General features: G+C 74.1%; 24 protein-coding genes and 1 tRNA gene. 14 read left to right on the forward strand and 11 right to left on the reverse strand.

All coding sequences use genetic code 11. The features are described from left to right. Positions 1 to 4: 4 nt before the first annotated feature. From IG69_RS0116725 to IG69_RS0116745, 5 genes are read right to left on the reverse strand one after another with little or no spacing between them, the layout of a single operon-like run. Positions 5 to 415, reverse strand: a complete 411-nt coding sequence (locus IG69_RS0116725; RefSeq protein WP_030529318.1) for a Fur family transcriptional regulator — start codon at positions 413 to 415, stop codon at positions 5 to 7. Then, positions 412 to 1,422, reverse strand: a complete 1,011-nt coding sequence (locus IG69_RS0116730) for a metal ABC transporter permease (protein ID WP_030529319.1) — start codon at positions 1,420 to 1,422, stop codon at positions 412 to 414. The genes IG69_RS0116725 and IG69_RS0116730 overlap by 4 nt, the downstream gene beginning before the upstream one ends. Next, positions 1,419 to 2,222: a metal ABC transporter ATP-binding protein gene (locus tag IG69_RS0116735; protein ID WP_030529320.1), complete on the reverse strand. Its 804-nt coding sequence runs from the start codon at positions 2,220 to 2,222 to the stop codon at positions 1,419 to 1,421. Before IG69_RS0116735 ends, IG69_RS0116730 begins: the two co-directional genes overlap by 4 nt. Next, positions 2,219 to 3,169 (reverse strand): metal ABC transporter substrate-binding protein, encoded by a 951-nt coding sequence (locus IG69_RS0116740; protein ID WP_030529321.1) that lies wholly within the window; start codon positions 3,167 to 3,169, stop codon positions 2,219 to 2,221. Before IG69_RS0116740 ends, IG69_RS0116735 begins: the two co-directional genes overlap by 4 nt. A 59-nt stretch (positions 3,170 to 3,228) precedes the next feature. Continuing rightward, on the reverse strand, positions 3,229 to 3,513 hold the full coding sequence (locus IG69_RS0116745) for a DUF6703 family protein (protein ID WP_030529322.1): 285 nt from the start codon (positions 3,511 to 3,513) through the stop codon (positions 3,229 to 3,231). Positions 3,514 to 3,584: 71 nt separating this feature from the next. Between IG69_RS0116745 and IG69_RS0116750 the strand changes: the two genes are divergently transcribed. Both IG69_RS0116750 and IG69_RS0116755 read left to right on the forward strand, forming a co-directional pair. Further along, complete coding sequence (locus tag IG69_RS0116750) at positions 3,585 to 4,979, forward strand: glycine--tRNA ligase (protein ID WP_030529323.1); 1,395 nt, start codon at positions 3,585 to 3,587, stop codon at positions 4,977 to 4,979. Positions 4,980 to 5,002: 23 nt separating this feature from the next. After that, complete coding sequence (locus IG69_RS0116755; RefSeq protein WP_030529324.1) at positions 5,003 to 6,277, forward strand: hemolysin family protein; 1,275 nt, start codon at positions 5,003 to 5,005, stop codon at positions 6,275 to 6,277. A gap of 84 nt (positions 6,278 to 6,361) precedes the next feature. Here IG69_RS0116755 and IG69_RS21255 read toward each other — a convergent pair whose 3' ends face one another. Beyond that, positions 6,362 to 8,611, reverse strand: coding sequence for a hypothetical protein (locus tag IG69_RS21255; RefSeq protein WP_030529325.1), 2,250 nt, complete (start codon positions 8,609 to 8,611; stop codon positions 6,362 to 6,364). A 49-nt stretch (positions 8,612 to 8,660) separates the two neighbouring features. On the opposite strand from IG69_RS21255, the gene IG69_RS21260 reads away from it, so the two are divergent. Then, positions 8,661 to 10,412: an RNA polymerase sigma factor gene (locus IG69_RS21260; protein WP_051750687.1), complete on the forward strand. Its 1,752-nt coding sequence runs from the start codon at positions 8,661 to 8,663 to the stop codon at positions 10,410 to 10,412. A 13-nt stretch (positions 10,413 to 10,425) separates the two neighbouring features. Here the strand turns inward: IG69_RS21260 and IG69_RS0116770 are convergent, their stop codons facing one another. Further along, positions 10,426 to 11,256, reverse strand: coding sequence for a sulfurtransferase (locus IG69_RS0116770; protein ID WP_030529327.1), 831 nt, complete (start codon positions 11,254 to 11,256; stop codon positions 10,426 to 10,428). 54 nt (positions 11,257 to 11,310) lie between these two features. On the opposite strand from IG69_RS0116770, the gene IG69_RS20470 reads away from it, so the two are divergent. Next, positions 11,311 to 12,078 carry an alpha/beta fold hydrolase gene (locus IG69_RS20470; protein ID WP_051750688.1) on the forward strand — a complete coding sequence of 256 codons (768 nt, stop codon included), beginning with the start codon at positions 11,311 to 11,313 and terminating at the stop codon, positions 12,076 to 12,078. Here IG69_RS20470 and IG69_RS0116780 read toward each other — a convergent pair. Continuing rightward, a complete protein-coding gene (locus tag IG69_RS0116780; protein ID WP_030529329.1) occupies positions 12,056 to 12,448 on the reverse strand; it encodes an MmcQ/YjbR family DNA-binding protein in 393 nt (130 codons plus the stop codon). The genes IG69_RS20470 and IG69_RS0116780 overlap by 23 nt on opposite strands. A gap of 61 nt (positions 12,449 to 12,509) precedes the next feature. Between IG69_RS0116780 and dusB the strand changes: the two genes are divergently transcribed. After that, entirely contained in the window at positions 12,510 to 13,727 is a 1,218-nt protein-coding gene (gene dusB / locus IG69_RS0116785) for a tRNA dihydrouridine synthase DusB (protein WP_030529330.1), read from the forward strand. An 18-nt stretch (positions 13,728 to 13,745) separates the two neighbouring features. Here dusB and IG69_RS22555 read toward each other — a convergent pair whose 3' ends face one another. Continuing rightward, positions 13,746 to 13,919: a hypothetical protein gene (locus IG69_RS22555; RefSeq protein ID WP_169742091.1), complete on the reverse strand. Its 174-nt coding sequence runs from the start codon at positions 13,917 to 13,919 to the stop codon at positions 13,746 to 13,748. Between the two features lie 203 nt (positions 13,920 to 14,122). On the opposite strand from IG69_RS22555, the gene IG69_RS0116795 reads away from it, so the two are divergent. The 9 genes from IG69_RS0116795 (at position 14,123) to IG69_RS22560 (ending at position 21,609) form a co-directional block, all read left to right on the forward strand. Next, on the forward strand, positions 14,123 to 14,791 hold the full coding sequence (locus tag IG69_RS0116795; protein WP_425414819.1) for a YdeI/OmpD-associated family protein: 669 nt from the start codon (positions 14,123 to 14,125) through the stop codon (positions 14,789 to 14,791). 10 nt (positions 14,792 to 14,801) lie between these two features. Then, on the forward strand, positions 14,802 to 16,043 hold the full coding sequence (locus IG69_RS0116800; RefSeq protein WP_030529332.1) for a deoxyguanosinetriphosphate triphosphohydrolase: 1,242 nt from the start codon (positions 14,802 to 14,804) through the stop codon (positions 16,041 to 16,043). Positions 16,044 to 16,086: 43 nt separating this feature from the next. Beyond that, positions 16,087 to 18,027, forward strand: a complete 1,941-nt coding sequence (dnaG, locus tag IG69_RS0116805) for a DNA primase (protein ID WP_030529333.1) — start codon at positions 16,087 to 16,089, stop codon at positions 18,025 to 18,027. Next, positions 18,024 to 18,560: a hypothetical protein gene (locus IG69_RS0116810; protein WP_051750690.1), complete on the forward strand. Its 537-nt coding sequence runs from the start codon at positions 18,024 to 18,026 to the stop codon at positions 18,558 to 18,560. The genes dnaG and IG69_RS0116810 overlap by 4 nt, the downstream gene beginning before the upstream one ends. 72 nt (positions 18,561 to 18,632) lie before the next feature. Continuing rightward, positions 18,633 to 18,705: transfer RNA gene (locus tag IG69_RS0116815), tRNA-Asn, on the forward strand. A 690-nt stretch (positions 18,706 to 19,395) separates the two neighbouring features. Continuing rightward, positions 19,396 to 19,989, forward strand: a complete 594-nt coding sequence (locus tag IG69_RS0116820; RefSeq protein ID WP_030529335.1) for a GNAT family N-acetyltransferase — start codon at positions 19,396 to 19,398, stop codon at positions 19,987 to 19,989. Positions 19,990 to 20,356: 367 nt separating this feature from the next. Continuing rightward, complete coding sequence (locus IG69_RS21265) at positions 20,357 to 20,626, forward strand: MerR family transcriptional regulator (RefSeq protein ID WP_051750691.1); 270 nt, start codon at positions 20,357 to 20,359, stop codon at positions 20,624 to 20,626. Between the two features lie 71 nt (positions 20,627 to 20,697). Continuing rightward, positions 20,698 to 21,075 (forward strand): DNA polymerase III subunit beta family protein, encoded by a 378-nt coding sequence (locus IG69_RS23310; RefSeq protein WP_425414820.1) that lies wholly within the window; start codon positions 20,698 to 20,700, stop codon positions 21,073 to 21,075. A 333-nt stretch (positions 21,076 to 21,408) separates the two neighbouring features. Further along, positions 21,409 to 21,609, forward strand: coding sequence for a hypothetical protein (locus IG69_RS22560; protein WP_030529336.1), 201 nt, complete (start codon positions 21,409 to 21,411; stop codon positions 21,607 to 21,609). A gap of 179 nt (positions 21,610 to 21,788) precedes the next feature. On the opposite strand, the gene IG69_RS0116835 is transcribed toward IG69_RS22560, so the two are convergent. Then, positions 21,789 to 22,601 (reverse strand): sulfite exporter TauE/SafE family protein, encoded by an 813-nt coding sequence (locus IG69_RS0116835; RefSeq protein WP_030529337.1) that lies wholly within the window; start codon positions 22,599 to 22,601, stop codon positions 21,789 to 21,791. A 345-nt stretch (positions 22,602 to 22,946) separates the two neighbouring features. Next, positions 22,947 to 24,341: an MBL fold metallo-hydrolase gene (locus IG69_RS0116845; RefSeq protein ID WP_030529338.1), complete on the reverse strand. Its 1,395-nt coding sequence runs from the start codon at positions 24,339 to 24,341 to the stop codon at positions 22,947 to 22,949. Between the last annotated feature and the right edge of the window lie 39 nt (positions 24,342 to 24,380).

Genomic DNA, 24,380 nt, shown 5'->3' on the forward strand with positions numbered 1-24,380 from the left:
GGCGTCAGCGGCGTGCCGCGCACTCCGCGCAGAGGCCGTCGATCTCGACGGTGTGGCGCACCTGCGTGAAGCCGTGCTCGGCGGCCACGGCCTCGGCCCACCGCTCGACGGCGTCGCCGGTGACCTCGACCGCGAGGCCGCAGGAGCGGCACACGACGTGGTGGTGGTGGTCGTCGGTCGCGCACGAGCGGTAGACCGCCTCGCCGTCCGCGGTGCGGATGACGTCGACCTCGCCGTCGGCGGCCATCGCCTGGAGGTTGCGGTAGACCGTGGCCAGCCCGACGCGGGTGCCGTCGCCGGCCATCGACGAGTGGATCTCCTGGGCGGAGCGGAACTCGACGGTGCCGGTGAGCGCCTGCGCGATCGCGGCCCGCTGGCGGGTGGGCCGGCGGGCGGCCTGCGTCTGCTCGGTCATCGGGTCCCTGCCTCCTGCGGCCGGTCGTGCTCGGGTGCGTGGTGGTGGCCGTGCTCGTCGTAGTGCCCCTCGTGGGCGGCGTGGCGGTGGCCGTCGTGGAGGTAGTCGACGTGGTCGTCGTGCTCGACGGCGTCGTGGCCGCACCGGGGGCCGTGCTCGTGGTCGTGCCGCTCGGCGCGGCGGTGCGCGGCCCGCCGGGCGCGGCCGACGAGCCCGGTGACGACGGTGACCGTGAGGAAGAGGCCGATGGCGATGAGGACGATCGTGCCGCCGGACGGCGTGCCCGCCTCGTACGACACCGCCACCCCGCCGACGCTCGAGACGACGCCGACGAGCACCGCCCAGCGGACGCTCGCCCCGAAGCTGCGGGCCAGCAGCTGCGCCGTGGCGTTGGGGACGATCATCAGCGCGCTGATGAGCAGCAGCCCGACGATCCGCATCGACACGACGACCGTCACCGCCGTGAGCACGGCGAGCACGAGGTTGTAGGCGAGGACCGGCAGGCCCGCCGAGCGCGCGTACTCCTCGTCGTTGGCGACCGCGAAGAACCGCTGCCGCAGCACGGTCGTCACGACGAGCACGACGACGGTGAGCGCGGCGAGCAGGGCGAGGTCGCCGCCGCTCGTCGTGAGGATCGCCCCGAAGAGGTAGGCGGTGAGGTTCGAGGGGTTGCTCGCCGACGAGCGCGCGATGAGCACGACGCCGAGCGCGATGCCGCCGTAGAACATCACGGCGAGCGCGACGTCTCCGCTCGTGCGGCCGCTGGCGCGGATCAGCTCGATGGCGACCCCGGCGAGCACCGCTGCGACGAGGGCGGTGAGCACGGGCTGCGACCCGGTGAGGATGCCGACCGCGACGCCGGCGAGGGCGACGTGGCCCATCCCGTCGCCGATGAGCGACATCCGCCGCTGGACGAGGAAGGTGCCGACCAGCGGCGCGGCGATCCCGGCGAGGAGCGCGGCGACGAACGCCTGGCGCATGAAGTCCAGGGCGAGCATCTCGCTCACGGGTGCACCTCCCGGGGCGCGTCGAAGGGGCCGCCGACCGGCGCGGGGCGGGTCGGGTGGTGGTGGTCGTCGTGGTGGTGACCGGCGCCGGGGGCGTGCGCCGCGAGGTGGGCTGCGTACTGCGGCGGCGTACCGTCGAAGTCGAGGTGGCCGTCGTCCATGCAGACGATGCGGGAGACGACGTCGCGCAGGGCGTCGAGCTCGTGGGTGACGATGAGCATCGACGTGCCGTCGGCGGCCAGGTCACGGAGGGTCGCGGCGAGGGCGTCCTGGCTCGCGCGGTCGACGCCGGCGGTCGGCTCGTCCATCACGAGCAGGTCGGGGTGCCCGGCGAGGGCGCGGGCGATGAGCACCCGGCGCTGCTGCCCGCCGGAGAGTGAGGCGACCTCCTCGTCCGCGCGGTCGGCGAGGCCGACGGCGGCGATCGAGGCGGCGACGACGTCGCGGTCGGTGCGCCCGGCGGGCTTCCACCACGGGCGGTGCGGCAGGCGGCCGACGGCGACGATCTCGGCGACGGTGGCGCGCACCGTCGCCGACAGCGAGTGGCGCTGCGGCACGTAGCCGATGCGCGTGTGGTCGTGCAGCTCCGCGCGCGGCACCCCGAGCAGCCGGACCTCGCCGCCCTGCTGCTCGGTCAGGCCGAGGAGGCCGCGGACGAGCGTCGACTTGCCGGAGCCGTTGGGGCCGAGCAGGGCCACGACCTCGCCGGCACGGACCGTGAGGTCGACGCCGGAGACGACCGTGCGGTCGGCGTACCCGAAGGCCGCCGACCGCAGGTCGATGAGGGGGGCGTCGCTCACCGGCACTGCTGGCCCTTCTCGAGCGTCGCGAGGTTGCTGCGCATCACCTCAAGGTAGTCCGTGCCCGCCGAGGAGTCGGTGATCCCCTCGATGGGGTCGAGGACCTGCACGGTGGCCCCGGTCTCGCGGGCGAGGGTCTCGGCGAGGGCGGGGGAGACGAGGGTCTCGCTGTAGACGGTCTTCACGCCGTGCTCCTCGATGTGGGCCGCGAGGTCGCGCAGGGTCGCGGCGTCCGGCTCGGCGTCGGGGGAGATGCCCGCGATGCCCTCCTGCGAGAGGCCGTAGCGCTGGGCGAGGTAGGCGAAGGCGGCGTGCCCGGTCACGAGCTCCTTGCTCTCGCACTGCGCGAGGCCGGTGCGGAACTCGGCGTCGAGGGCCTTCAGCTCGCCGACGACCGTCGAGGCGTTCGCCCGGTAGGTGGCGGCGTGCTCGGGGTCGGCCGTCGCGAAGCGCTCGCCGACGGCGGTGGCGACCTTCTCGAAGCGCACCGGGTCGAGCCAGAAGTGCGGGTCCTGGCTCCCCTCGTGGGCGTGGTCGGCGTGCTCCTGCGCGCTCTCGCCGGCGTGGTCGTGGCCCTCCTCGGTGGCGGTGAGGCTGAGGTCGGCGTCGGCCGAGACGTCGAAGGCGGCGTCCTTCGCCTGGCTCGCGACGGCGTCGTCGACGGCCGGCTGGAAGCCCTTGAGGTACAGGACGACGTCGGACTGCGCGAGCTCGCCCACGTCCTTCGGGGTCAGCTCGAGGTCGTGCGGCTCGGCGCCCGGCTTGGTCAGCGCGCGGACGTCGACGAGGTCGCCGCCGACCTGCTGCGAGACCCACTGGAGCGGGTAGAACGCGGCCGACACCTCGAGGGCCTTGTCGCCGGAGCTACTGGAGCCGGGGTCGCTGCTCCCGCAGCCCGCGAGGACGAGGAGGGGGGCGGCGGCGAGGGTGGCGAGAGCGCGCTTCATGACAACGATTCTCATTCGGGATGAGAACCGTTGTCAAATCGCTCGGGGCGACCGTCCCGTCAGGTGCGGGGGAAGGCCTGGGTCAGGAGGATCGCGACCATGAGGACGACGACCGCGAGTCGCATGAGGCGCTCGGCCGTCGACAGGCGCGGCCACGCGAGCGCGAGGATCCATCCGAGGAGCAGGACGACGACGCCGATGAGCAGCCAGCCGGGCGAGGGCAGGAGGATGCCGGCGACGACGAGCACGAGCACGAGGAGGAAGGGGAGCGCCCGGGGGAGGGCGTCCAGCCGGCGCAGCGCGGGCAGGCTGGCCCGCTCGAAGGACTCGCGGAGGGTCGACACGGTGGACCAGCCTACGGGCCCGCGGCAAACCGGTTCGGAGCGCCCCGCCACCCCTGTATAGCCTTGGCGCCATGGCTGCCCCCACCTCCGTCGTCGACACCGTCGTCTCCCTCTGCAAGCGCCGGGGCTTCGTCTTCCCGTGCGGCGAGATCTACGGCGGGACGCGGTCGGCCTGGGACTACGGGCCGCTGGGCGTCGAGCTCAAGGAGAACATCAAGCGGCAGTGGTGGAAGAGCACCGTGACCAGCCGCGACGACGTCGTCGGCCTCGACTCCTCGGTCATCCTCCCGCGCCAGACGTGGGAGGCCTCCGGCCACGTCGCGACGTTCTCCGACCCGCTCGTCGAGTGCCTCTCGTGCCACAAGCGCTTCCGGGCCGACCACCTCCAGGAGGCCGTCGCCGAGAAGAAGGGCATCGAGAACCCCGACGACGTGCAGCTCGCCGACGTCGCCTGCACGAACTGCGGCACCCGCGGCCAGTGGACCGAGCCGCGCCAGTTCTCCGGCCTGCTCAAGACCTACCTCGGCGTCGTCGAGGACGAGTCCGGCCTGCACTACCTGCGCCCCGAGACCGCGCAGGGCATCTTCCTCAACTTCCTCAACGTCATGCAGTCCTCGCGCCGCAAGCCGCCGTTCGGCATCGCCCAGACCGGCAAGAGCTTCCGCAACGAGATCACGCCGGGCAACTTCATCTTCCGCACCCGCGAGTTCGAGCAGATGGAGATGGAGTTCTTCGTCAAGCCCGGCGAGGACGAGGAGTGGCACCAGTACTGGATCGACGAGCGCACCCGCTGGTACGTCGACCTCGGCATCGACCCGGACAACCTGCGCCACTACGAGCACGCGCAGGAGAAGCTGAGCCACTACTCCAAGCGCACCGTCGACATCGAGTACCGCTTCCGCTTCGCCGGCAGCGAGTGGGGCGAGCTGGAGGGCATCGCCAACCGCACCGACTTCGACCTCACGACCCACAGCAAGCACTCGGGCACCGACCTCGTCTACTTCGACCAAGCGAGCGGCGAGCGCTACACGCCGTACGTCATCGAGCCGGCGGCCGGCCTCTCGCGCTCGCTCATGACCTTCCTCGTCGACGCATACACCGAGGACGAGGCGCCGAACACCAAGGGCGGGGTCGACAAGCGGGTCGTGCTCAGGCTCGACAAGCGCCTCGCGCCGGTCAAGGCCGCCGTGCTGCCGCTCTCGCGCAACGCCGACCTCTCGCCGAAGGCCCGCGACCTCGCCGCGACGCTGCGTCGGAACTGGAACATCGACTTCGACGACGCCGGCGCGATCGGCCGCCGCTACCGCCGCCAGGACGAGATCGGCACCCCGTTCTGCATCACCGTCGACTTCGACACCCTCGAGGACCACGCCGTGACCATCCGCGAGCGCGACACGATGACGCAGGAGCGGGTGGCCCTGGACCAGGTCGAGGGCTGGCTCGCGCAGCGCCTCGTCGGCTGCTGACGCGGGTCGAGAGGGGCTGACCGATCGTGCCGGCCGTGCTGGGCGACATCGCGCTCGTCGTGGTGTTCGTCCTCGTCGGCGGTGTGTTCGCCGGCACCGAGCTGGCGCTCGTGTCGCTGCGCGAGAGCCAGCTCGTCCAGCTCGAGCGGCAGGGCGGCCGGGGCGCGAAGGTCGCCAGCGTCGCCCGCAACCCCAACCGCTTCCTCGCGGCCGTCCAGATCGGCGTCACGTTCGCTGGGTTCCTCTCGGCGGCGTTCGGCGCCTCGACGATCTCGCCGTACCTCACGCCCGTGCTCGAGGGCTGGGGCCTGCCCGAGGGCGCGGCCGCGACGGTCTCGCTCGTCGGGCTGACCGTGGCCATCGCCTACGTCTCGCTCGTGCTCGGCGAGCTCGTGCCCAAGCGGATCGCCCTCCAGCGCTCGACCGCGGTCGCGCTGCTCGTCGCGCCGGCGGTCGACCGCTTCGCCGCGCTGATGCGGCCCGTCATCCGGCTGCTGTCGGTCTCGACCGACGGCGTCGTGCGCCTGCTCGGCCTGGATCCCAAGGCCTCCGGCGAGGAGATCTCGGAGGAGGAGCTCCAGCACCTCGTCACCTCGACCGACGCGATACCCGCCGACCGGCGCGCGGTGCTCGCCGAGGTCTTCAGCGCGGCCCAGCACACGATGACCGAGGTGATGACGCCGCGTCACGAGGTCGCCTTCCTCGACGCCGACCTCGGGCTCGCGGAGGCCGTCGCCGAGGTCGCGGGCCGGCCGCACTCGCGCTACCCCGTCATCGGCAGCGACTTCGACGACGTGCTCGGCTTCGTCCACGTCCGCGACCTGCACGAGGCGTCCGGCGGCGACGCGCGGACGGTGCGCGACGTGACGCGGCCCATCGTTGCGCTGCCCGGCACCAACCGGCTGCTGCCCTCGCTCACCACGCTGCGGCACGAGCGGGCGCACATCGCCGTCGTCGTCGACGAGTACGGCGGCACCGACGGCATCGTCACGCTCGAGGATCTCGTCGAGGAGCTCGTCGGCGAGATCTGGGACGAGCGCGACGTCGTGCCGCGCGAGGCCGTCGACCCGGACGGAGAGGTGCTCGACGCCCGCTCGACGCTCGAGGAGTTCGCCGAGCGCACGGGGGTCGAGCTGCCCGACACCGGCGCCTACGAGACGGTCGGCGGCTTCGTCCTCGCGCAGCTCGGACGGGTCGCGGTCGCGGGGGACCGGGTCCCGGTGCAGGACAGGGTCATCGAGGTGCTCGACGTCGACGGCCACCGCATCGGCCGGGTCCGCCTGCTGCGCCCCACCTGACCGTCCGCGCCCCCTCCTCCCGCGAACGCGTGTGAAACCGCCGGTGGAGCCCGGCGGTTTCACACACGTTCGCGGAGAGTGGGCTCAGTCCTCGTCGCCCCAGGTGGCCCAGACCGACTCGGCCTCCTCGATGCGCCCGGCGCGGTCGAGGGCCCGGGCCAGGGCCGCCGCGACCTCGACCTGCTCCTCGCGCATCCCGGCCTCGCCGAGGGCGTCGAGCGACCCGCGGAGCACGGGCTCGGCGTCCGCGAGCCGGCCGGCCTCGGCGAGGAGGACGCCCCGCTCGGCGTGCAGGACGAGGGCGAAGTCGCCGCCGACGAGCGCCACCGCGGCGTCGAGCCGGGCCAGCGCCTCGTCGAACCGGCCGGCGCCGGCGAGGACGTGCGCACCCTCGCGCAGGACGTCCGGCTCGAGGACCTCGGCATCGAAGGGCTCCTCGCCGTGCCGCTCCTCGGGCAGCCGGGCGGCAAGCACCGCGACGTCGGCGAGCACGGCGTCGAGCGCGGCGAGGCCGCCGTCGACGTCACCGGACTCGGCGCGCACCGCCGCGCGTGAGCGCAGCGCCTCGAGGAGCACCGGCAGGGTCTCACTGCGGCGGGCCAGCGCGACGGCCGCGTCGAGGTCGGTCGCGGCGACGTCGAGGTGGCCGCCGTCCCAGGCCGCGGTGCCGGCGCGGTAGCGCGCGTGGCTCGCCTCCTCGATCCGGCCGCCCTGCTCGAACGCGTCGCCCGCGACGACGAACGCCCCGCGCGCCGGCTCCCAGGCACCGAGGGCGAGGGAGGCGTTGCCGAGCGCCCAGGCGGTCGGGCCGACGAGCTCCGGCGCGTCCCGCCGGACCACCGGCAGGGCCGCGGCGAGCAGCTCCACCGCCTCGGCAGGCCGCCCCTGCTCCACCCACGAGAGGCCGAGGTGGCGCTGGGCGACCGCGAGCGAGAGCGGGTCGCGCAGCCGCACCGCGAGGGCGAGAGCGTCCGCGGCGCGCGGCTCCAGGCCCTCCCAGTCGGCGCGGTCGACGAGCAGGTCGCACCACGCGAAGAGCACCGACGTGCGCGTGCCGTCCGGGACCCCCGGGGCGGCGGCCGCGCGCTCGTAGAGACGGTCGGCGGTGTCGAGGTCGCCGGCGGCGCGGGCCACCCGGGCGCGCAGGTCGAGCGCCTGGACCGCGAGCACGGGATGCCCCGCCGCGAGCTCCTCGGCGGCGTCGAGCAACCGGTGCCCGGCCGGGAGATCACGGGCGAGGACGAGGGGAGCGGCGTCGAAGAGGCAGAGGGCCCGGCGGGCCGGCTGGCCGAGGCGTGCGTACGCGTCGGCGGCGCGCAGCAGGTGGTCGGCGGCGTCGTCCGGGCGGGCCGACAGCGCGTACCAGCGACGGCTCGCCGCGGCGGTCTCGGTCCATCCGCGGGCCTCGAGCGCGTCGACGGCGTCGAGGACGCGGCGTCGCGCCCGCTCCACCTCGGGAGCGCCGGCGCCGAAGGAGGCGGCGGCCTCGCGCGCGTCGAGGACGAGCAGCTCGCAGCGCGCGTGCGCGACGCCCTCGTCGTCGAGCCCGCGCCCGGCCGCGGCGAGCGCCTCGTCGAGACGCAGGCGCTCGCGCACCGGGTCGCGCAGCAGGTGCACGGAGCTGCGGTCGAGCAGGGCCGCAGCCGCCCGGTGCGCCGGCTCGGTGAGCAGCGGCAGTGTCTGCTCGCGGGTCTCCAGCCAGCCGTGGAGCAGGCGCTCGAGCGCAGGGTCGAGCGTGCGTCGCCACGCCCGGGCGCGCTCGGCGAGGGCGACGACCTCGGCACCGCTCGCCGCCGCGCGCAGCCCGGCCTCGCCGGTCGGGGGCAGCGGCAGTCGGGTGGGCGGCAGCGCCGGACCGGGGGAGACGGCCCGGTCGTCGTGGGCCCGCTCGAGGGCCGCTCGGTCCTCGTCGTCGGCGCAGAGCCCGCGGGCGAGGTCGTCGAGCCGGGCGCGGGCGGCCTCGACGTCGTCGTGCGCGACGCGCGACGGCACCATCCCGAGGCGCATGCCGTGGCCGAGGGTCCAGGCGGCGGACGCGGCGAGCCATCGGCGCTCGGTGGGGTCGGTCAGCGCCTCGACGCGGTCGACGCGCGGCAGGAGGAGGTCGAGGGCCCGGTCGGTGTTGCCCATGAGGACGACGGTGCGCAGGCACGCGGCGAGGCCGACGCCGTCGTCCGGTGTCGCGGAGAGCACCGGCCACGCCTCGCGCCAGCCCGCGACGGCGGCGTCGAGGTCGCCGGCGCGGGCCGCGGCCTCGGCGTCGAGGGCGGTCGCGCGCGCCCGGTCGACCTCCGCGCGGTCGGGGCCGGAGCGGACCTGCGATGCCTGCGCCATGGGCTCGATGGAACCAGATCGGTGCGACGATGTCGCGAGGAGGTGGCGGATGTCGGGCGAGGAGGCCGGGCGGGCGGCGGCGCGAGCCGGGTTCGCGGAGTTCGCCTCCGCCCACGAGGGGCTTGCGGTCCGGTCGGCGGTGCTCGTCTGCGGCGACGCGCGGACGGGCGAGCGGGTCGCGCTGGAGGCGCTGACCGCCGTCGCGCGCGACTGGGCCGTCGCCCGCGAGGAGGGGCCCGAGGCCGCCCTGCGGCGGGAGCTGCACCGCCGGGCCGTCGCGGCCGCCGAGCACCGCCCGCCCCGTGACGGGGACCTCGAGCCGGTCCCGGTGCCGGACGACGCCGGGGACGCCGTCGAGGCCCGACGCACCTCCGTCCGACGGGCGCTCGCCGCGCTCACCCCGCGGCAGCGCTCGGTCGCGGTGCTCACCTGGCTCGAGGACCGGCACCCCGGCGACGTCGCGACCGTCGTCGGCCGCCCCCTCGAGGACGTGCACGCCGACCTCGACACCGCCGAGGACGCCCTGCGCGCCGCATCCACCGGGGCGACCGGCGACGACGCCCATCCCTGGGCGCTGCTCGCGCTCGTCGCCGACGGGGTCGAGGAGCCGCCGCTCGCGGCGGCCGCGGAGGAGACCGCGGCGCGGAGCCGGCGGGTGCGACGGCGCGGCGCGCTGCTCGGCGGAGCGGTGCTCGTCGCCGGCGTGGCGGCTGCCGTCAGACTCAGCGGCGACCCCGAGCCGCCGGCGCCCCGCCCGAGCCCGACGACGAGCGAGGGCGACGGACGCCTGACCCGCCTCGAGGTCGCGGGCATCGGCGTCTACCTCGCCCCGGTCGACGAGGAGCTGCTGCAGCCATACCCCGACGCGCCGGAGCTGGCCCTGCCGGGGCGGCTCGGACCCGGTACCGACCGCCCGCTCGAGCTCCTCTCGGCGGCGGGCTCGAGGGCGTCGGTGCGCGCCGCGTTCCTCGTCCAGGTCGAGCCGGCCCGCTACCAGCCGGTCCTCTTCCTCCCGCGGCAGACCCCCGACGGCCTCCTCGTGCCGATGGCGCCGTTGCGTCCCACGGCCGACACGGCCGGCGCCCGCGGGGTCCCGCTCGGGCCGCGCACCATCGACACCGACCGGCACCGGCTGGTCTTCGCGCAGCCGGGTGCGGTCGTCATCCTCGAGGTGCGCAGCGCCCGGACCTTCCGCATCCCGGTGCGCGACGAGAACCTCGTGACCGCCGGCTGGGCCCCGGACGGGCACACCGTCGTCGCGACGAGCAGCACCGGTCGCTGGCTCGTCGACACCCGGCGCGGCACGGTGGTGCGGGCGGGGGGCGAGGTCGTGCCGGGCTGGGCGGACATCGGGGTCTCGGGTGGCCGGCCGATGATCCGCACCTTCTCCGGCGCCGGTCGCCTGCTGTCGCTGCGCTCGCTCGACGGCCCGGAGATCGACGCGTACGGCGAGCCGATCTCCAACATCGAGGGATGGGCCTGCCGTGCGACGTTCTTCGGCGCCTCCAACGCCACCCTCGGCCGGATGCAGGGGCTGATGGCGGCGCAGTCGGACGTGCGCCCGCAGCCGCGCATCCTCGCGGCCCCGAACGACGCGCCGCTCTTCGCCTACCGGCCGCTCGGGTGGGGGCCGCGCGACACCGTGCTGCTCGAGTCGCGCTCGGTCGGCCGGGACGGGCCGGTGCGCCGGCTGCTGGCGTGGGACGTCATCGAGGGACGGATGTACCGGGTCGCCGAGCTCGACGCCGTCGCGCGCTACTCGCCTGACACACAACCCTTCACGGGCGCCTGGGCGCTCTGACGCGCCCGGGGGCTCAGGGGGTCGGGCCGGTCGCCCGTGGGCGCGACGGGTCCGCGATCCAGCCGCTCCACGACCCGACGTAGGGCACGGCGTCGATGCGGACCTCGTGCAGCGCGAGGGCCATCTGCGCCGCGGTCACGCCAGACCCGCACGACGTGCCGACGGGGGTGTCGCGGTGCACGCCGGCCGCTGCGGCGACCTCGCGGATGCGCGCCGGCGGCAGGAACGTCCCGTCCGCGGCGAGCATCTCGGCCATCGGCAGGTTGACGGCCCCCGGCACGTGGCCGGCCTCGGGGTCGATCGGCTCGACCTCGCCGCGGTAGCGCTCGGGGGCGCGCACGTCGAGGAGCACCCCGTGGCGAGCCATCGCAGCGGCGCCGTCGGCGTCGAGCACGGGGACGGACCCGGCGCGGACGACGAGGTCGCCCGGCTCCGGCGACGGCACGTCGGTCGTGACGGGCTGCCCGGCGCGCTGCCAGGCCGCGAGGCCGCCGTCGAGGACGCGCACCTGCGGGTGCCCCGCCCAGCGCAGAATCCACCACGCGCGCGCCGCCGAGAGCGACGTGCGCTGGTCGTAGACGACCACGGCGTCGTCGTCGCCGACCCCGCACGCCCGCAGCGCGGCCTGGAGCACGTCGGGGTCGGGCAGGGGATGGCGCCCCTGCGCGCCGGGCGGGCCGGCGAGCGCGGTGTCGAGGTCGAGGAAGGGCGCCCCCGGCACGTGGCCGGCGGCGTACAGCTCGCGCCCGGGCGTCCCGGTCAGCGCGTACTGGACGTCGAGGACGCGGACCTCGCCGCGGGCCAGCGCCGTCGCGAGGTCGTCGGCGGTGATGAGGGCGCTCACCCGGCCATCCAACCACCGGTCCGCGGCGTCGGGCGGGTGCGCGAGGATGACCTCGTGCCCCGCTCCGTCCGGCTCGTCCTCGTCCACGGCTCGCAGCTGAGCCACGCGATGTGGGCCCGCTACGAGGCGCTCCTCGGCCCGGACGTCGAGCTCGTCCTGCCGGACCTGCCGGCGCACGGGGCCCGCCGCGGCGAGCCGTTCACCTGGGACGGCGCGCTCGCGGTCGTCGGGGAGGCCGTCGAGGCCGGTGACCCCGACGTGCCCGTCGTCCTCGCCGGTCACAGTCTCGGCGGCTACCTCGTGATGGCGTGGGCCGCACGGCATCCCGACCGGCTCGCCGGGCTGGCGCTCCTCGGGGCGTCGGCGGTGCCGGCCGGCCCGGGGGCTGCGCTCTACCGGGCGATCGCCGGGGTCGAGCAGCGGCTGGGCGCCGACCGGATGTCGCGCGCGCTCGACCGCCAGTTCGACACGATGCTGCCGCCGGCGTTCGCCGCGCTGCTCAAGGAGGCCGGCTACGGGTTCGACGGCATCCCCGCCGCGTGGGCCGGCGTGATGGGGGAGTGCCGGCCCTCGATGCTCGCCGAGGTCACCGCGCCGGTGCTGCTCGTCAACGGGCAGCTCGACCAGCTGCGCGTCGACGCCGGGCGTTTCCGCCGCGCCGCGCGCTCGGCCCCGTGGGTCCACGTCGTGACGGTGCCGCGCGGGCTGCACGTCTTCCCCCTGACGCACCCGGCCGAGACGGTCGCCGCCCTCTGGGAGCTCGTCTCCTGGGCCCGGCGTGGGCCCGTGGGCGACGAGGTCAGCGAGCGTCCAGCGCCCTGACTCGGCGCACGCCGGCCGTGCGCCGGTACGAGGTCTCGACGAGCTCGGCGACCTCGTCCCAGTCACTGCCGGCGTCCAGGTCGAGCCCGAGCCATCCCGACGGCCCGAGGTAGGCCGGGACCCACACGCGCGGGTCGTGGAGGAGCGCCTCGCGCTCGGCGGGGTCGGGGAGGACGAGCAGCGCCTGCTCGTGGCTCTCCCAGGCGCCGTCGACGCGCCGCGAGCCCCCGAAGTACGCGAAGACCTTGGTCGTGAAGAACGCCGGGTGCCCGTGGCTGACCTTCTCGGCGGCGTCCGGCAGCGCGAGCGCCACCGCGCGCAGGCGGTGCAGCAGCGGGTCGTCCTCGTCGAACATCGGCGGGTGCGCCATCGCGTCACCGTAGCCGCCGATTCACGCATCCCGCCCTCCCTCGGTGACAATGGACGGCGCCATGACCGCCACCACCGCCCCCACCACGCCCGCTCCCGTGCTGCCGCCGCTGCGCATCGGCAAGCACGTCGTCGAGTCGCCCGTCGTCCTCGCGCCGATGGCCGGCATCACCAACCGCGCCTTCCGGCGGCTGTGCCGCGAGTACGGCGCGGCCGGGCTCGAGGCCGGTGGGGCGTCCGGTGCGACGAGCCTCTACGTCGCCGAGATGGTCACCTCGCGCGCGCTCGTCGAGCGCACCCCCGAGACGATGCGCCTCATCTCGCACGACCCGCAGGAGCAGCCGCGGTCGGTGCAGCTGTACTCGGTCGACCCCGCGACCGCCGGGCTCGCCGCGCGGATGCTCGTCACCGAGGACCGCGCCGACCACATCGACCTCAACTTCGGCTGCCCGGTGCCCAAGGTGACGCGCAAGGGCGGTGGCTCGGCCCTGCCGTGGAAGACCGACCTGTTCCGCGGCATCGTCCGCGCGGTCGTCCGCGAGGCCGCGCCGTACGACGTGCCGGTGACGGTCAAGATGCGCATCGGCATCGACGCCGACCACGTCACCTACCTCGACGCCGGGCGCATCGCCGAGGCCGAGGGCGTCTCGGCCGTCGCGCTGCACGGGCGCACCGCCGCGCAGTCGTACTCCGGCACGGCCGACTGGGAGGCGATCGCGCGCCTCAAGGAGGCCGTGACGACGGTGCCGGTGCTCGGCAACGGCGACATCTGGTCGGCCGAGGACGCGCTCGAGATGGTCCGGCGCACCGGCTGCGACGGGGTGGTCGTCGGGCGCGGCTGCCTCGGGCGGCCGTGGCTGTTCACCGACCTCGCCGCGGCGTTCGCCGGGTCGGACTACCGGGTCGAGCCGGGCCTGCGCGAGGTGACGTCGGTGCTGCGCCGGCACGCCGAGTACCTCGTCGACTTCTACGACGGCGACGAGCTGCGCGGCTGCCGCGACATCCGCAAGCACATCGCCTGGTACCTCAAGGGCTTCCCGGCGGGCTCGACGGTGCGCAACCAGCTGGCGCTCGTCGACTCGCTCGCCGCGCTCGACGACCTCATCGAGACGATGGACCTCGACGCGCCCTGGCCCGGGGAGCCGGCCGAGGGGCCGCGCGGCCGGGCCGGCTCGCCCCGGGTCGTCGCGCTGCCGGAGAACTGGCTGCTCTCGCGCGAGCTCGACGACGCCCAGCGCGCGCAGGTCGCCCAGGCCGAGCTGTCGGTCTCCGGGGGCTGACGCGCCGTTCCGTCCGCGTCAGGCGTGGTCGGTGTCGCGCCCGAACACGCCGACGGCGATCCAGGCCAGGGCCACGACGACCCCGCCGATCGCGGCGTAGCCCTTGGGGGCGCCGCCGTCGAAGAGCGCGAAGCTCGCGCCGTAGAGCAGCGTGATGGCGAGGGCGGCGAACGAGAGGTAGCGGCGGTTCATGCCTTCGACCCTACGGGCGGCCCCGTCGCGGCCGGGTCCACCGGGAGGTGGACCGGCGGGTCCACCGCCGGGTCCACCACCCGACCGCTGGGCGCCACACCCGGAAGCTCCCGCGGCACGCAGCAGCCTCGCGGTGGCGTGGGAGGTCCTGCGTGCCGGCTCGGGGCTGCGCGGTGTCGGTGGGGCGCGGCAGGATGGCCCGCGTGAGCGAGTCGACGGGGACCCCTGGTGGCACGGCCGAGCGGCCGGCGCTGTTCTTCGCCGACGCCGCCGAGTTCGGGCGCTGGCTCGCCGCGCACCACGATACCGCGCCCGAGCTCTGGATGGGGCTGTGGAAGAAGGACTCCGGCCGCGGGGGCATCACGTGGGCCGAGGCCGTGCGCGAGGCCCTCTGCTGGGGGTGGATCGACAGCCGCGCCGAGCGCATCGACGACGAGGCACGCCGCCAGCGGTGGACCCCGCGCCGCAAGGGCAGCACCTGGAGCGCCGTCAACGTCCGCGCCGTCGAGGAGCTGACGGCGCAGGGCCGGATGCAGCCGAGCGGCCTCGCCGCCTTCGCCCTGCGCCGCGAGGACCGCACCGGCACCTACTCCTTCGAGCAGCCCGCGGCCGCCCTCACGCCCGAGCAGGAGGCCGCCCTCGCCGCCGACCCCGCGGCCGCCGCGTTCTGGGCCGTCGCGACCCCCGGCTACCGCAAGATCGTCACGCACTGGCTGCAGGACGCCAAGCAGCAGGCCACCCGCGACAAGCGCCTCGCCGAGCTCGTCGAGGACTGCGCCGCAGGCCGGCTCGTCAAGTTCCAGCGTTACGGCACGCCGCCGTCCTGGGTGGCCCGGGCCGCTGCCGCCGCCGAGGCGGCGCGCGGGTCGTAGGCTCCGGCGGGTGACCTACTCCGCGCACGACCGTGAGCGCTGGGTCGCCGAGGACCCGGCGCAGAAGCTCTCGGACCGCGACGACTTCGCCCGCGACCGGGCCCGCCTCCTGCACTCCTCGGCGCTGCGTCGGCTGTCGGCCAAGACGCAGGTCGTCGCGCCGTCGTCCGACGACTTCGTGCGCAACCGGCTCACCCACTCGCTCGAGGTCGCGCAGATCGGCCGCGAGATCGGCGCCGCGCTCGGCTGCAACCCCGACGTCGTCGACACCGCCTGCCTCGCGCACGACCTCGGCCACCCGCCGTTCGGGCACAACGGCGAGTCGGCGCTCGACGCCGTGGCGGCCGGCGTCGGCGGGTTCGAGGGCAACGCCCAGACCCTGCGGCTCCTGACCCGGCTCGAGGCCAAGCGCTCGCACGCCGACGGCCGTCCGGCCGGGCTCAACCTCACGCGGGCCAGCCTCGACGCGGCGACGAAGTACCCCTGGCGGCGCGGCGGCGGCCCGACGCCGACGACCAAGTTCGGTGTCTACGACGACGACCTCGACGTCTTCACCTGGTTCCGCGCCGACGCCCCCGCGGGCCGCCGGGCCTTCGAGGCCGAGGTGATGGACTGGGCCGACGACGTCGCGTACTCGGTGCACGACGTCGAGGACGCCATCGCGTCGGGCTGGCTCGACCCGCGTCGGCTGCGCGACGGCGCCGACGTCGACGCCGTGCTCGAGGTCGCCGGCCGCGTCTACGAGCCGGGCCTGGGCGCCGACGCCCTGGGCGCCGCGCTCGAGCGCGTCCTCGCGACCGGGGCGGTGCCCGAGGTCCACGACGGCTCGCGGGCCGCTCTCGCCGCGCTCAAGGACATGACCTCGCGGCTCATCGGCCGGTTCGCCGTCGCCGTCGAGGTCGCGACCCGGGCCGCCCACGGCGACGACGCCCTCGCCCGGCACGGCGCGACCCTCGTCGTCCCCGCCGAGGCCCGGGCCGAGTGCGCGGTGCTCAAGGCCGTCGCCGCGCACTACGTGATGCTCGCCGCCGAGCGGGTCGCCGTCTACGAGATGCAGCGCGAGGTCGTCGCCGCGCTCGTCGACGCCTACCGCACCGACCCCGCCCGGCTCGACGCCGACCTGCGCGCCGACCACGACGCCGCGACCGACGACGCGGCCGCCCTGCGGGTCGTCGTCGACCAGGTGGCGTCGCTGACCGACGTCCGCGCGCTCGCGCTGCACCGGGCGTGGTGCCGCCGCCCGACGGCCTGACGCCGGCACGACCTAGACTCGGCAGCGGACGAAGGGAGGTCGGGTGCCGGGTCTCATCAAGGCGGAGGACATCGCCGCGGTCAAGGAGCGGTCCTCGATCGAGGACGTCGTGCGCGACCACGTCACGCTGCGCGGTGCCGGCGTGGGTTCCCTCAAGGGCCTGTGCCCCTTCCACGACGAGAAGACGCCGAGCTTCACGGTGCGCCCGGCGGTCGGCAGCTACCACTGCTTCGGCTGCGGCGAGGGCGGCGACGTCATCAGCTTCGTCCAGAAGGTCGAGCACCTCACCTTCTCCGAGGCCGTCGAGCGCCTCGCCGCCAAGGTCGGCATGGAGCTGCGCTACGAGGAGGGTGGTGGCCCCCGCGAGGGCGGCGTCTCGCTCGGCAAGCGCTCGCGGCTCGTCGAGGCCCATCGTGTCGCCGAGGAGTACTACACCGGGATGCTGCTCGACCGGGCTCGCTCCGACGCCCGGGTCGGGCGCGACTTCCTGCGCGAGCGGGGCTTCGACTCCACGGCCGTCGAGACCTTCGGGGTCGGGTTCGCGCCGATGGACGGCGACGCCCTGACGCGGCACCTCCTGCAGAAGGGCTTCACCGACGACGAGGTGACGACGGCCGGCCTGAGCGGGCGCGGCAGTCGGGGCCTCTACGACCGCTTCCGGGGCCGGCTCGTCTGGCCGATCCGCGACACAACCGGCGACACGGTGGGCTTCGGGGCCCGCCGCCTCTTCGACGAGGACCGCATCGCCGCCAAGTACCTCAACACCTCCGAGACCCCCATCTACAAGAAGGCGACCGTGCTCTACGGGCTGGACCTCGCGAAGAAGGCCATCGCCACCGACCGGCGCGCCGTCGTCGTCGAGGGCTACACCGACGTGATGGCGGCGCACCTGGCCGGCGTCGGGGGAGCCGTGGCCACGTGCGGCACCGCGTTCGGCGTCGACCACGTCAAGCTGCTGCGCCGCATCATGCGCGACGAGGCCGACCACGCCCCGGCCCGCGTCGTCTTCACCTTCGACGGCGACGCCGCCGGGCAGAAGGCCGCGATGAAGGCGTTCGGCGAGGACCAGCGCTGGGCCGCGCAGTCGTTCGTGGCCGTCGCGCCGGAGGGGATGGACCCCTGCGAGCTCCGCCTCGCGCGTGGCGACGCCGAGGTGCGCGCCCTCGTCGACGACGCCGTGCCGATGTTCGAGTTCGCCGTCCGCACGACGATCCGCCGCTTCGACCTCGAGACCGCCGAGGGGCGCGTCCAGGCGATGAAGGCCGTCGCGCCGATCATCGGCTCGATCCGCGACACCAGCCTGCGTCCCGAGTACGTCCGGACGGTCTCGGGCTGGCTCGGCGTCGAGGTCGAGCAGGTGGCCGACGCCGTGCGCCGCGCTGGCAAGCTCGCCGTCCCCGACGACGGGCCGGAGCGCCGGCAGACGGGCACCGACGAGGTCGCCGAACCCGGTCCGGGAGAGGGCGGCCCGGCGATGCCGATGCCCGACCTGCGCGACCCGGTGGTGGCCGCCGAGCGGCAGCTGCTCCAGACGATGCTCCAGTACCCGTCGCAGTACCCCGAGTCCGTGCTCGACGGGCTGCCCACCGAGGCGCTCACCGCGCCCGCGCACCGGGCGGTGCTCGACGGCGTGCGCATCGCCGCGGCCGCCGGCCACCGCACCGGCTCGACGGCCGGCTGGGTCGCCGCGGTCGGCGAGGCCGTCGCGGCGCCGGTGCGTCCGCTCGTGGCCGAGCTGTCCGTGGCGCCGCTGCCGGTCCGCTACGACGCCTCCACCGGGATGCCCCCGCAGCGCTACCTCGACAGCCTCGCGACGGGGGTCCGGGACGCTCACCTGACCCGGCGCATCGCCGACGCCATGGCGTCGCTGCGGCGGGTGCAGAACGACCCCGACGTCGACGCCGACGCGCTGCGCGAGCGCACGACCGCCCTCCACGCCCTCGAGCTCGAACGGGTCCGCCTGCGGCAGGGGGTGTCGTCGTGAGGCTGCGCTGGACGGGCCTGCGCGCCCCCGCCGTCCCCGCCGACGTGGCCGCCGCCGTCGACACCTCCGGTGGCGAGAAGCTGCTCGCCTGGGCCACGGACGGTCTCGGCACGACGCTCGTCGCCGGGCGCCACCGCCTGTACGTCGTCGGTGCCGGCGAGGGGGAGGGGGCCGCGCCCGTCCTGCGGAGCGCCCGCCCCTGGCACCTCGTCGACGCCGGCCTGTGGAGCGAGGACGGCGTTTTGCGCATCACGTGGGTCGACGACGAACCGCCGCTGCGCGTCGCCCTCACCGAGCCGGGGATGTTCCCCGAGACGCTGCGCGAGCGGGTGCAGGCGTCGGTGGTCCTCGCCGAGACCATCGAGGTGGGTCGCAAGGGCACCGCCAAGGTCGTCGTGCGGCGTGACCTCGCGACGAATGCGCTGCTCAACCAGGCCGTCCTGGGGCGCGGCGTCCGCATCTCCGACCCAGGCGTGGCCGACGACGTGCAGGCCGGCATCGACCGCGTCCGCGAGCAGGTCGGGCTGGACTGACCCCGATTTCGGCGGGCGGCCCAGGTGTTGCTATCGTTGCGGCGCTGCTGCGGCGACCCTGCGGCAGCACTTTCCCCTGTAGCTCAATTGGCAGAGCAGCCGACTGTTAATCGGCAGGTTGTTGGTTCGAGTCCAACCGGGGGAGCGCACGCATAGGGCCTCTGACCAGCGGAAACGCCGGTCAGAGGCCCCTTCGCTTACTCCCTGCATCGGATATGCATCGTTTGCACGCCTGTGCAAGAAGCCTGGTGGGATGCCCAGCGCCTCCTGTTCGCGGGCTCCGCTGGAGTTTGGCGAGGCGCGTGCGCGCTGACAACGCGTGTCCTTCGCGCGTCACCGGAGCCATCGTCGGGAGGACATGCGGGTCCACTGGGACCCTCGCGCAACGATTAGGGGAGCAAGGAGGTGGTCGTATGCCGGTCACTGCTGAGCGACACCTGGAGTCGTTGGCCACAGCGGCGCGCAGAACGGGCGGGAGCGTCAAGACGCTGCGGCGACGGATCGCGGCGGGGGAGCTGTCTGCGTATCGAAGCGGTCGGCTCATCCGGGTCGTGGCAGGTGACGTAGATGCTTTGTTCGTCCCGATACCAACGCTCCGCGCAGTGGGAGAGGGCGCGGCTGCTCGTCGGAGTGCGGCGCGTCGCTCATCCGCCTAGCGAGGTTGTGCCGCGTTTCGCGGGCAGCCCTCGATTGCCGCCGGAGTTGATGCGGCGGGTTCGGGAGGCAAATCGGACCCGCCTACGCCGCCTCGTTGGAGGCGGGACGCAGCGCCGAAGTCACGGATCGACTGTTACGGCGTCGCAGCGGGCACAGGCCCCGCAATTAGTCTCGCGGTATGCCCGAGTTCAGCTGGCGACCGGCCAACGACGCGACGAGCGAGGACGTCGAGGCCGTGTTCGACGCCGGCGGCGCCAGCAAGTGCCGCTGTCAGGCGCTCAAGGCCCCGGGCTGGATCTGGCGCGACACGACCCAGGATGAGCGCGATGCCGCGCTCTTGGTGCAGGCCGGCTGCGGCACGGCCGGCCCCACGTCCGGCCTCGTTGGATACATCGACGACGAGCCGGCGGGATGGGTAGCGGTAGAGCCGAGGAAGAACTACCCGAGAATCTGGGCCCGGCAGAAGTCGTGGATGCGGATGGATCCCGACCTTGAGGGCGTCTGGTCGGTGACTTGCTTCGTCGTGCGCAAGGGCTTCCGTCGAAAGGGGCTGATGTACGAGCTCGCAGCCGCCACAGTCGAATACGGCAGGCAGGTCGGTGCTCTCGTCCTCGAGGGCTACCCCACCGAGCCACTACCAGGGAAGACCGTGATCTGGGACGAGGCGTCGGTCGGGCTGCTTCAGGTCTTCCTCGACGCAGGCTATGAGGTCGAGGCGTCGCCCACCCTGCGCCGGAGAGTGGTGCGATACCGGCTCGGCGCGTCGTCCTAACGGTCGGTTAAGCAGACCTGGGGAGACTCGTGAGACGAGTAAACGCGACCACGTGGAAGGGGTACTTCAGGTCGAACGGGCAACAACCGCGTTCCGATGGATTAGCCGTTCGAGCCCAACGGAGTAGGCGTCTCTGGGCCACGCCGCTGTAGCGGCGAAAAGTGGCGATCCGCGGCGAATGTGTAGCCGCCTATGGGTGCCCCTACAGCGAGGTGCTGGCCTCGGCACGGGTGCAATGGTCCGGGTAGGGGCCGGCCTTTTGTTCGGCTCACCGCGACGGTCCGGATGGGAGGCGGCCGGGCGGGCACGCGGTGGGGCACGATGTCGGCCTTGACCCTCAAGCAGGTCGAGACGGGAGGTTGCAGTCGTGGAGAACGAACTGCTCGGCATCGGCAAGGTGTCAGCTCTGAGCGGCTTGCCCGTCAGCGCACTGCGTTTCTATGACGGGGCCGATGTGCTGCCGCCGGCGCTGGTGGACCCGTCGTCGGGGTATCGCTACTACCGGCCGGACCAGGTTCGCCAGGCACGTCTGGTGGCGCACCTGCGGCGCGTCGCCATCCACTGGACGGGATCCGGACAGTGGTGGCCGAGCCGACGCACGCGGGACCGGTCCTGGCGGCCCACCTGGACCGGCTAGAAGCGGGCCTGGCCGACGCACGCAGGGAGATCTCCATCGTCCATGACCTGCTCAAGAACACGGAGACTCCCATGTACCACTGCACCCTGCCCGCCATCGCCCTAGTCCAGGCCCTGCGTGAGGTGAGGTACGCGGTCAGCCACGAACCGACGGAGGAGCGGCTGCACGGGGTCTACCTTGACAGCGAGGCCGGACGGGTGCGGGTGGTTGCGACCGACCGGTACCGGCTCGCCGCCAGCGCCATGTCCGCTTGCCTTGAGCGGCCCTCGGTGGGCGACAGCCTTGCCCAGAGGCTGCGGTTTCCGCGTCGCTCGGACCGGGATGCCCCCGAGTCCCGTAGAGATCGACGCACTGGCCGACCTCTTCGCTCGTCGCGTTCCGAGGTTTCGTTGCGAAAGCCCTGCGCGGAGGTTAAAGGCCGGGTAAAGTCATCGTCAGCGGAAGGGTAGGACAGAGGGTCGCAAGGGCCCGACGAAATCCGGTCTGCGACAGCCCGTAGGGCTTGGCAGGGAAGCCACCCGAGAAGTCTTCGGGACGACAAGTGAATCCAGCAGTTCGGGTCGGTACTCACCCACTCCGTGCAGGGCGGAACCGGTGAGGACGGACGAAGCACCAAGGGCGCAGGGGCTCGCGGTGGACCGGACTCACGGCCAGGTGGCCTGGCCAGCTCCGCAGGGGGAGCTGACTCCACAGCCGCCGAACCGACACCACGGCGCCCCGTCCGACCACCACGTCGGGCGGGGCGCTGCCGCATTTCGTGTGATGCGGCGGCATCGAGGGAAGTGCAGGCGCGCCGCTCGGTCCGCGCGAGTTTCGAACGCCAGGTGGCCAGCGCGATGAAACTCTCGCCTGCCGATAAGCAGGGCTGCCTGCGGTTCGCGCTGAAGGTTGTGGGGACGTTCCTGTCGGCGGCCCGTCTGCGGTGCGTCCGGGTCTACCGGCAGCTCTTCCATCCGCTCATGGGGCGCCGCGGGTTCGCGTGAACTGGCTCAGCGATGTCCTTCATGCCACGAGCGAGATTTCCCTCTCGGCTGGTGGCTCTGGCCGTTACCGATGGGACTTGCGGCCAACCCACTCAAGGCCGAATTGTTCTGTCTTGGAGTCGAGTCGGTGGTTTCAGATTGCCACCCTTGGAGATGGCGAGGGCGAGCAAACGTTCCGGTCAGGAGAGCTGCAGGGCGCTGCGTGCTCCGGTGTAGAGGGCGACGGCCGTCAGGAGGAGGGCGAAGGCGCGGGTGAGGTGGCGGGGGGTGACGAGCGTGCTGATCCGTCCGCCGACGAGGCTGCCGAGGACGGCGACGGCGGTGAAGGTGGCGATGAGGGGCCAGTCCTGCTCGGCGGTCGTTGTCGTGACGCGGGCGGCGAGAGCGGTGGCGCTGTTGACGACGATGACGAGGAGGCTGGTGCCGACGGCCACGGGCATGGGGAGCTGGAGCACAAGGATGAGCGCGGGGACGAGGGCGAACCCGCCGCCGACCCCGAAGAACCCGGTGAGCAGACCGACGACGGTGGCGGTGACGACGAGCTTGACCACCCGGGGGCAGGCGCACCGCAGCGGGCGCAGGGTGAGCATAGGGTCATGGGGCCCGACGGAGGGGTCGCCCTCGGCGGGGTTGGACCGGAGGGAGCGGCGCAGCATGAGGCCGGCGACGAAAAGCATGAGCGCGGCGAACGACGCAAGGAGGACGGCGGCGGGGACGTGGGCGCCGGCGGCGGTCCCGGCGAGGGACCCGGCCGTCCCCAGCGCGCCGAAGGTCAGGCCCTGCCCGAAGCGGACGTTCCCGCGGCGGGCGTGCGGGACCAGAGCGATGAGCGAGGTGGCGCCGACGATGAGCAGGGAGCTGGTCGTGGCGTGGTGGGGGTCCTGACCCAGGAGATAGACCAGGGCCGGGACGGTGAGGATCGAGCCGCCGCCGCCGAGGGCGCCGAGGGACAGGCCGATGAGCAGTCCGACGGGCAGGACGAGGGCGGACACGGTGGGGCTCCTTTGGTCGAGGTGCCGGGGGCAGGGCCTCCGGGTGAGATGAGGCTCCTGCCCCCGGCGGTCGTGGCGACCGTGCCGCGGGGCGGCGTGGTGGCCACAGTGGGCGCCGTCGGGAGGGGGTCCGGGCGCCCGGTTCGGTGGGCTGGGGCGGCTAGCGGCCCGTGGCCGGAGGGGCCGGCTCTGTCGGGACGTGGCAGATGCAGCGGGAACCGGCGGGGACGCTGGCCATCACCTGGTCGGCGTGCTGGCCGCAGCCGGCCCAGGTGGTGAGGCCGCAGGTGGGACAGGTGGCGGGGCGGCACACGGAGGTCTCCTTCGGTCGGTAAAGGGTGGGGGTCAGGCGGCGGTGACGAGGGGCAGGCCGGAGCGGGCGGCCTGCTCGGCGAAGCTGTCGTCGACGGCGACGACCCGGTGGCCGTGCGCGGCGAGGAGCGAGGCGGCGATCGAGGCACGGTAGCCGCCTGCGCAGTGGACCCACACCTCGCCGGCGGGGATCTCGTCCAGGCGGGTGAGGAGCTCGTGGAGCGGGATGTTGGTTGCGCCGTCGATGTGCTGCTCGGCGAACTCGGAAGCGCGGCGGACGTCCAGCACGCCGATCCGGCGGTGGTGGCGGACCTGGGCGAGGTCGGCGAAGACGGCGCGGGGGAAGGCGGCCAGCGGCTCGTCGGTCCAGTCGGTGGGGGAGCCGGTGGCTGCTCCGGCGAGGTGGTCGATCCCGATGCGGACGAGCTCGCGCTGGGCGTCGGCGACCTGCTGGGCGTCCTCCCCGAGGAGGGTGAGGGGAGTGCCCCACGGGATGAGCCAGCCGAGGTAGGTGGCGAACTGACCGTCCAGGCCGATGTTGAGGGTGCGGGGGACGTGGCCGGCGGCGAAGGCCGTCCGGGTGCGCAGGTCGACGACCCACTCGCCAGCGGCGAGGCGCGCGACCAGCGTGGACTTGTCGGCCTCCTGCGGGGCGTTGAGGTCCGGGGCGTCGGGCCCGGCGCTGTTGGCCGGAGCCATGTGGACGTAGTAGGCGGGGTAGGCGTCCAGCCCGGCGAGGGTGGCGGCTACCCAGGTGGCTTCGTCGTCGGTCAGCGCCGAGTTCTGTCGCTTCTCGGCGCCGATCGTTGACGACGTGCTCCCGCCGGTGGAGCCGGCCGAGCAGAACGACCCGAAGCCGTGCGTGGGCAGGACGTGGGTGTGGTCCGGCAGGTCGTCGGCAAGCCGGTGCGCGGAGGCGAACTGGTGATGGACGAGCGCGTCGGTGTGTTCGTCGCCGAGCAGGTCGGGCCGGCCGGTCGCCCCGAAGAGCAGCGAGCCACCGGTGAAGACGCCGACGGTGTCGCCGTCCTCGCCGGAGGTCTCGAGCGCGTAGGCGAGGTGGGTCAGGGTGTGCCCTGGGGTCGCGATGACGCGCACCCGCATGCTCGGGGAAACCTCGACGACGTCGCCGTCCGCGACGGGGGTGTGCTCGAAGGCCACTTCGTCCGCGGCGTTGACGTAGTAGGCCGCGCCGGTCAGGCGGGCGAGCGCGAGGCCGCCGGTGACGTAGTCGTTGTGGACGTGGGTCTCGAAGACGTGCGTGATCCGCACCCCGGCGGCAGCGGCGAGGTCCAGGACGCGGTCGATGTCGCGCTGCGGGTCGACCACGACCGCCACCCGGCCGTCGTGGGTCAGGTAGGAGCGGTCGCCCAGGCTGGGGGTGTCGATCGGGACGATAACGGGCACGTGGGGCTGGATGCGGCTCACGGGAGCTCCTTCGACGGTGAGGCGGACGCGACGGGTGGC

The organism is Phycicoccus jejuensis, assembly GCF_000720925.1.
Lineage (GTDB): Bacteria > Actinomycetota > Actinomycetes > Actinomycetales > Dermatophilaceae > Phycicoccus > Phycicoccus jejuensis.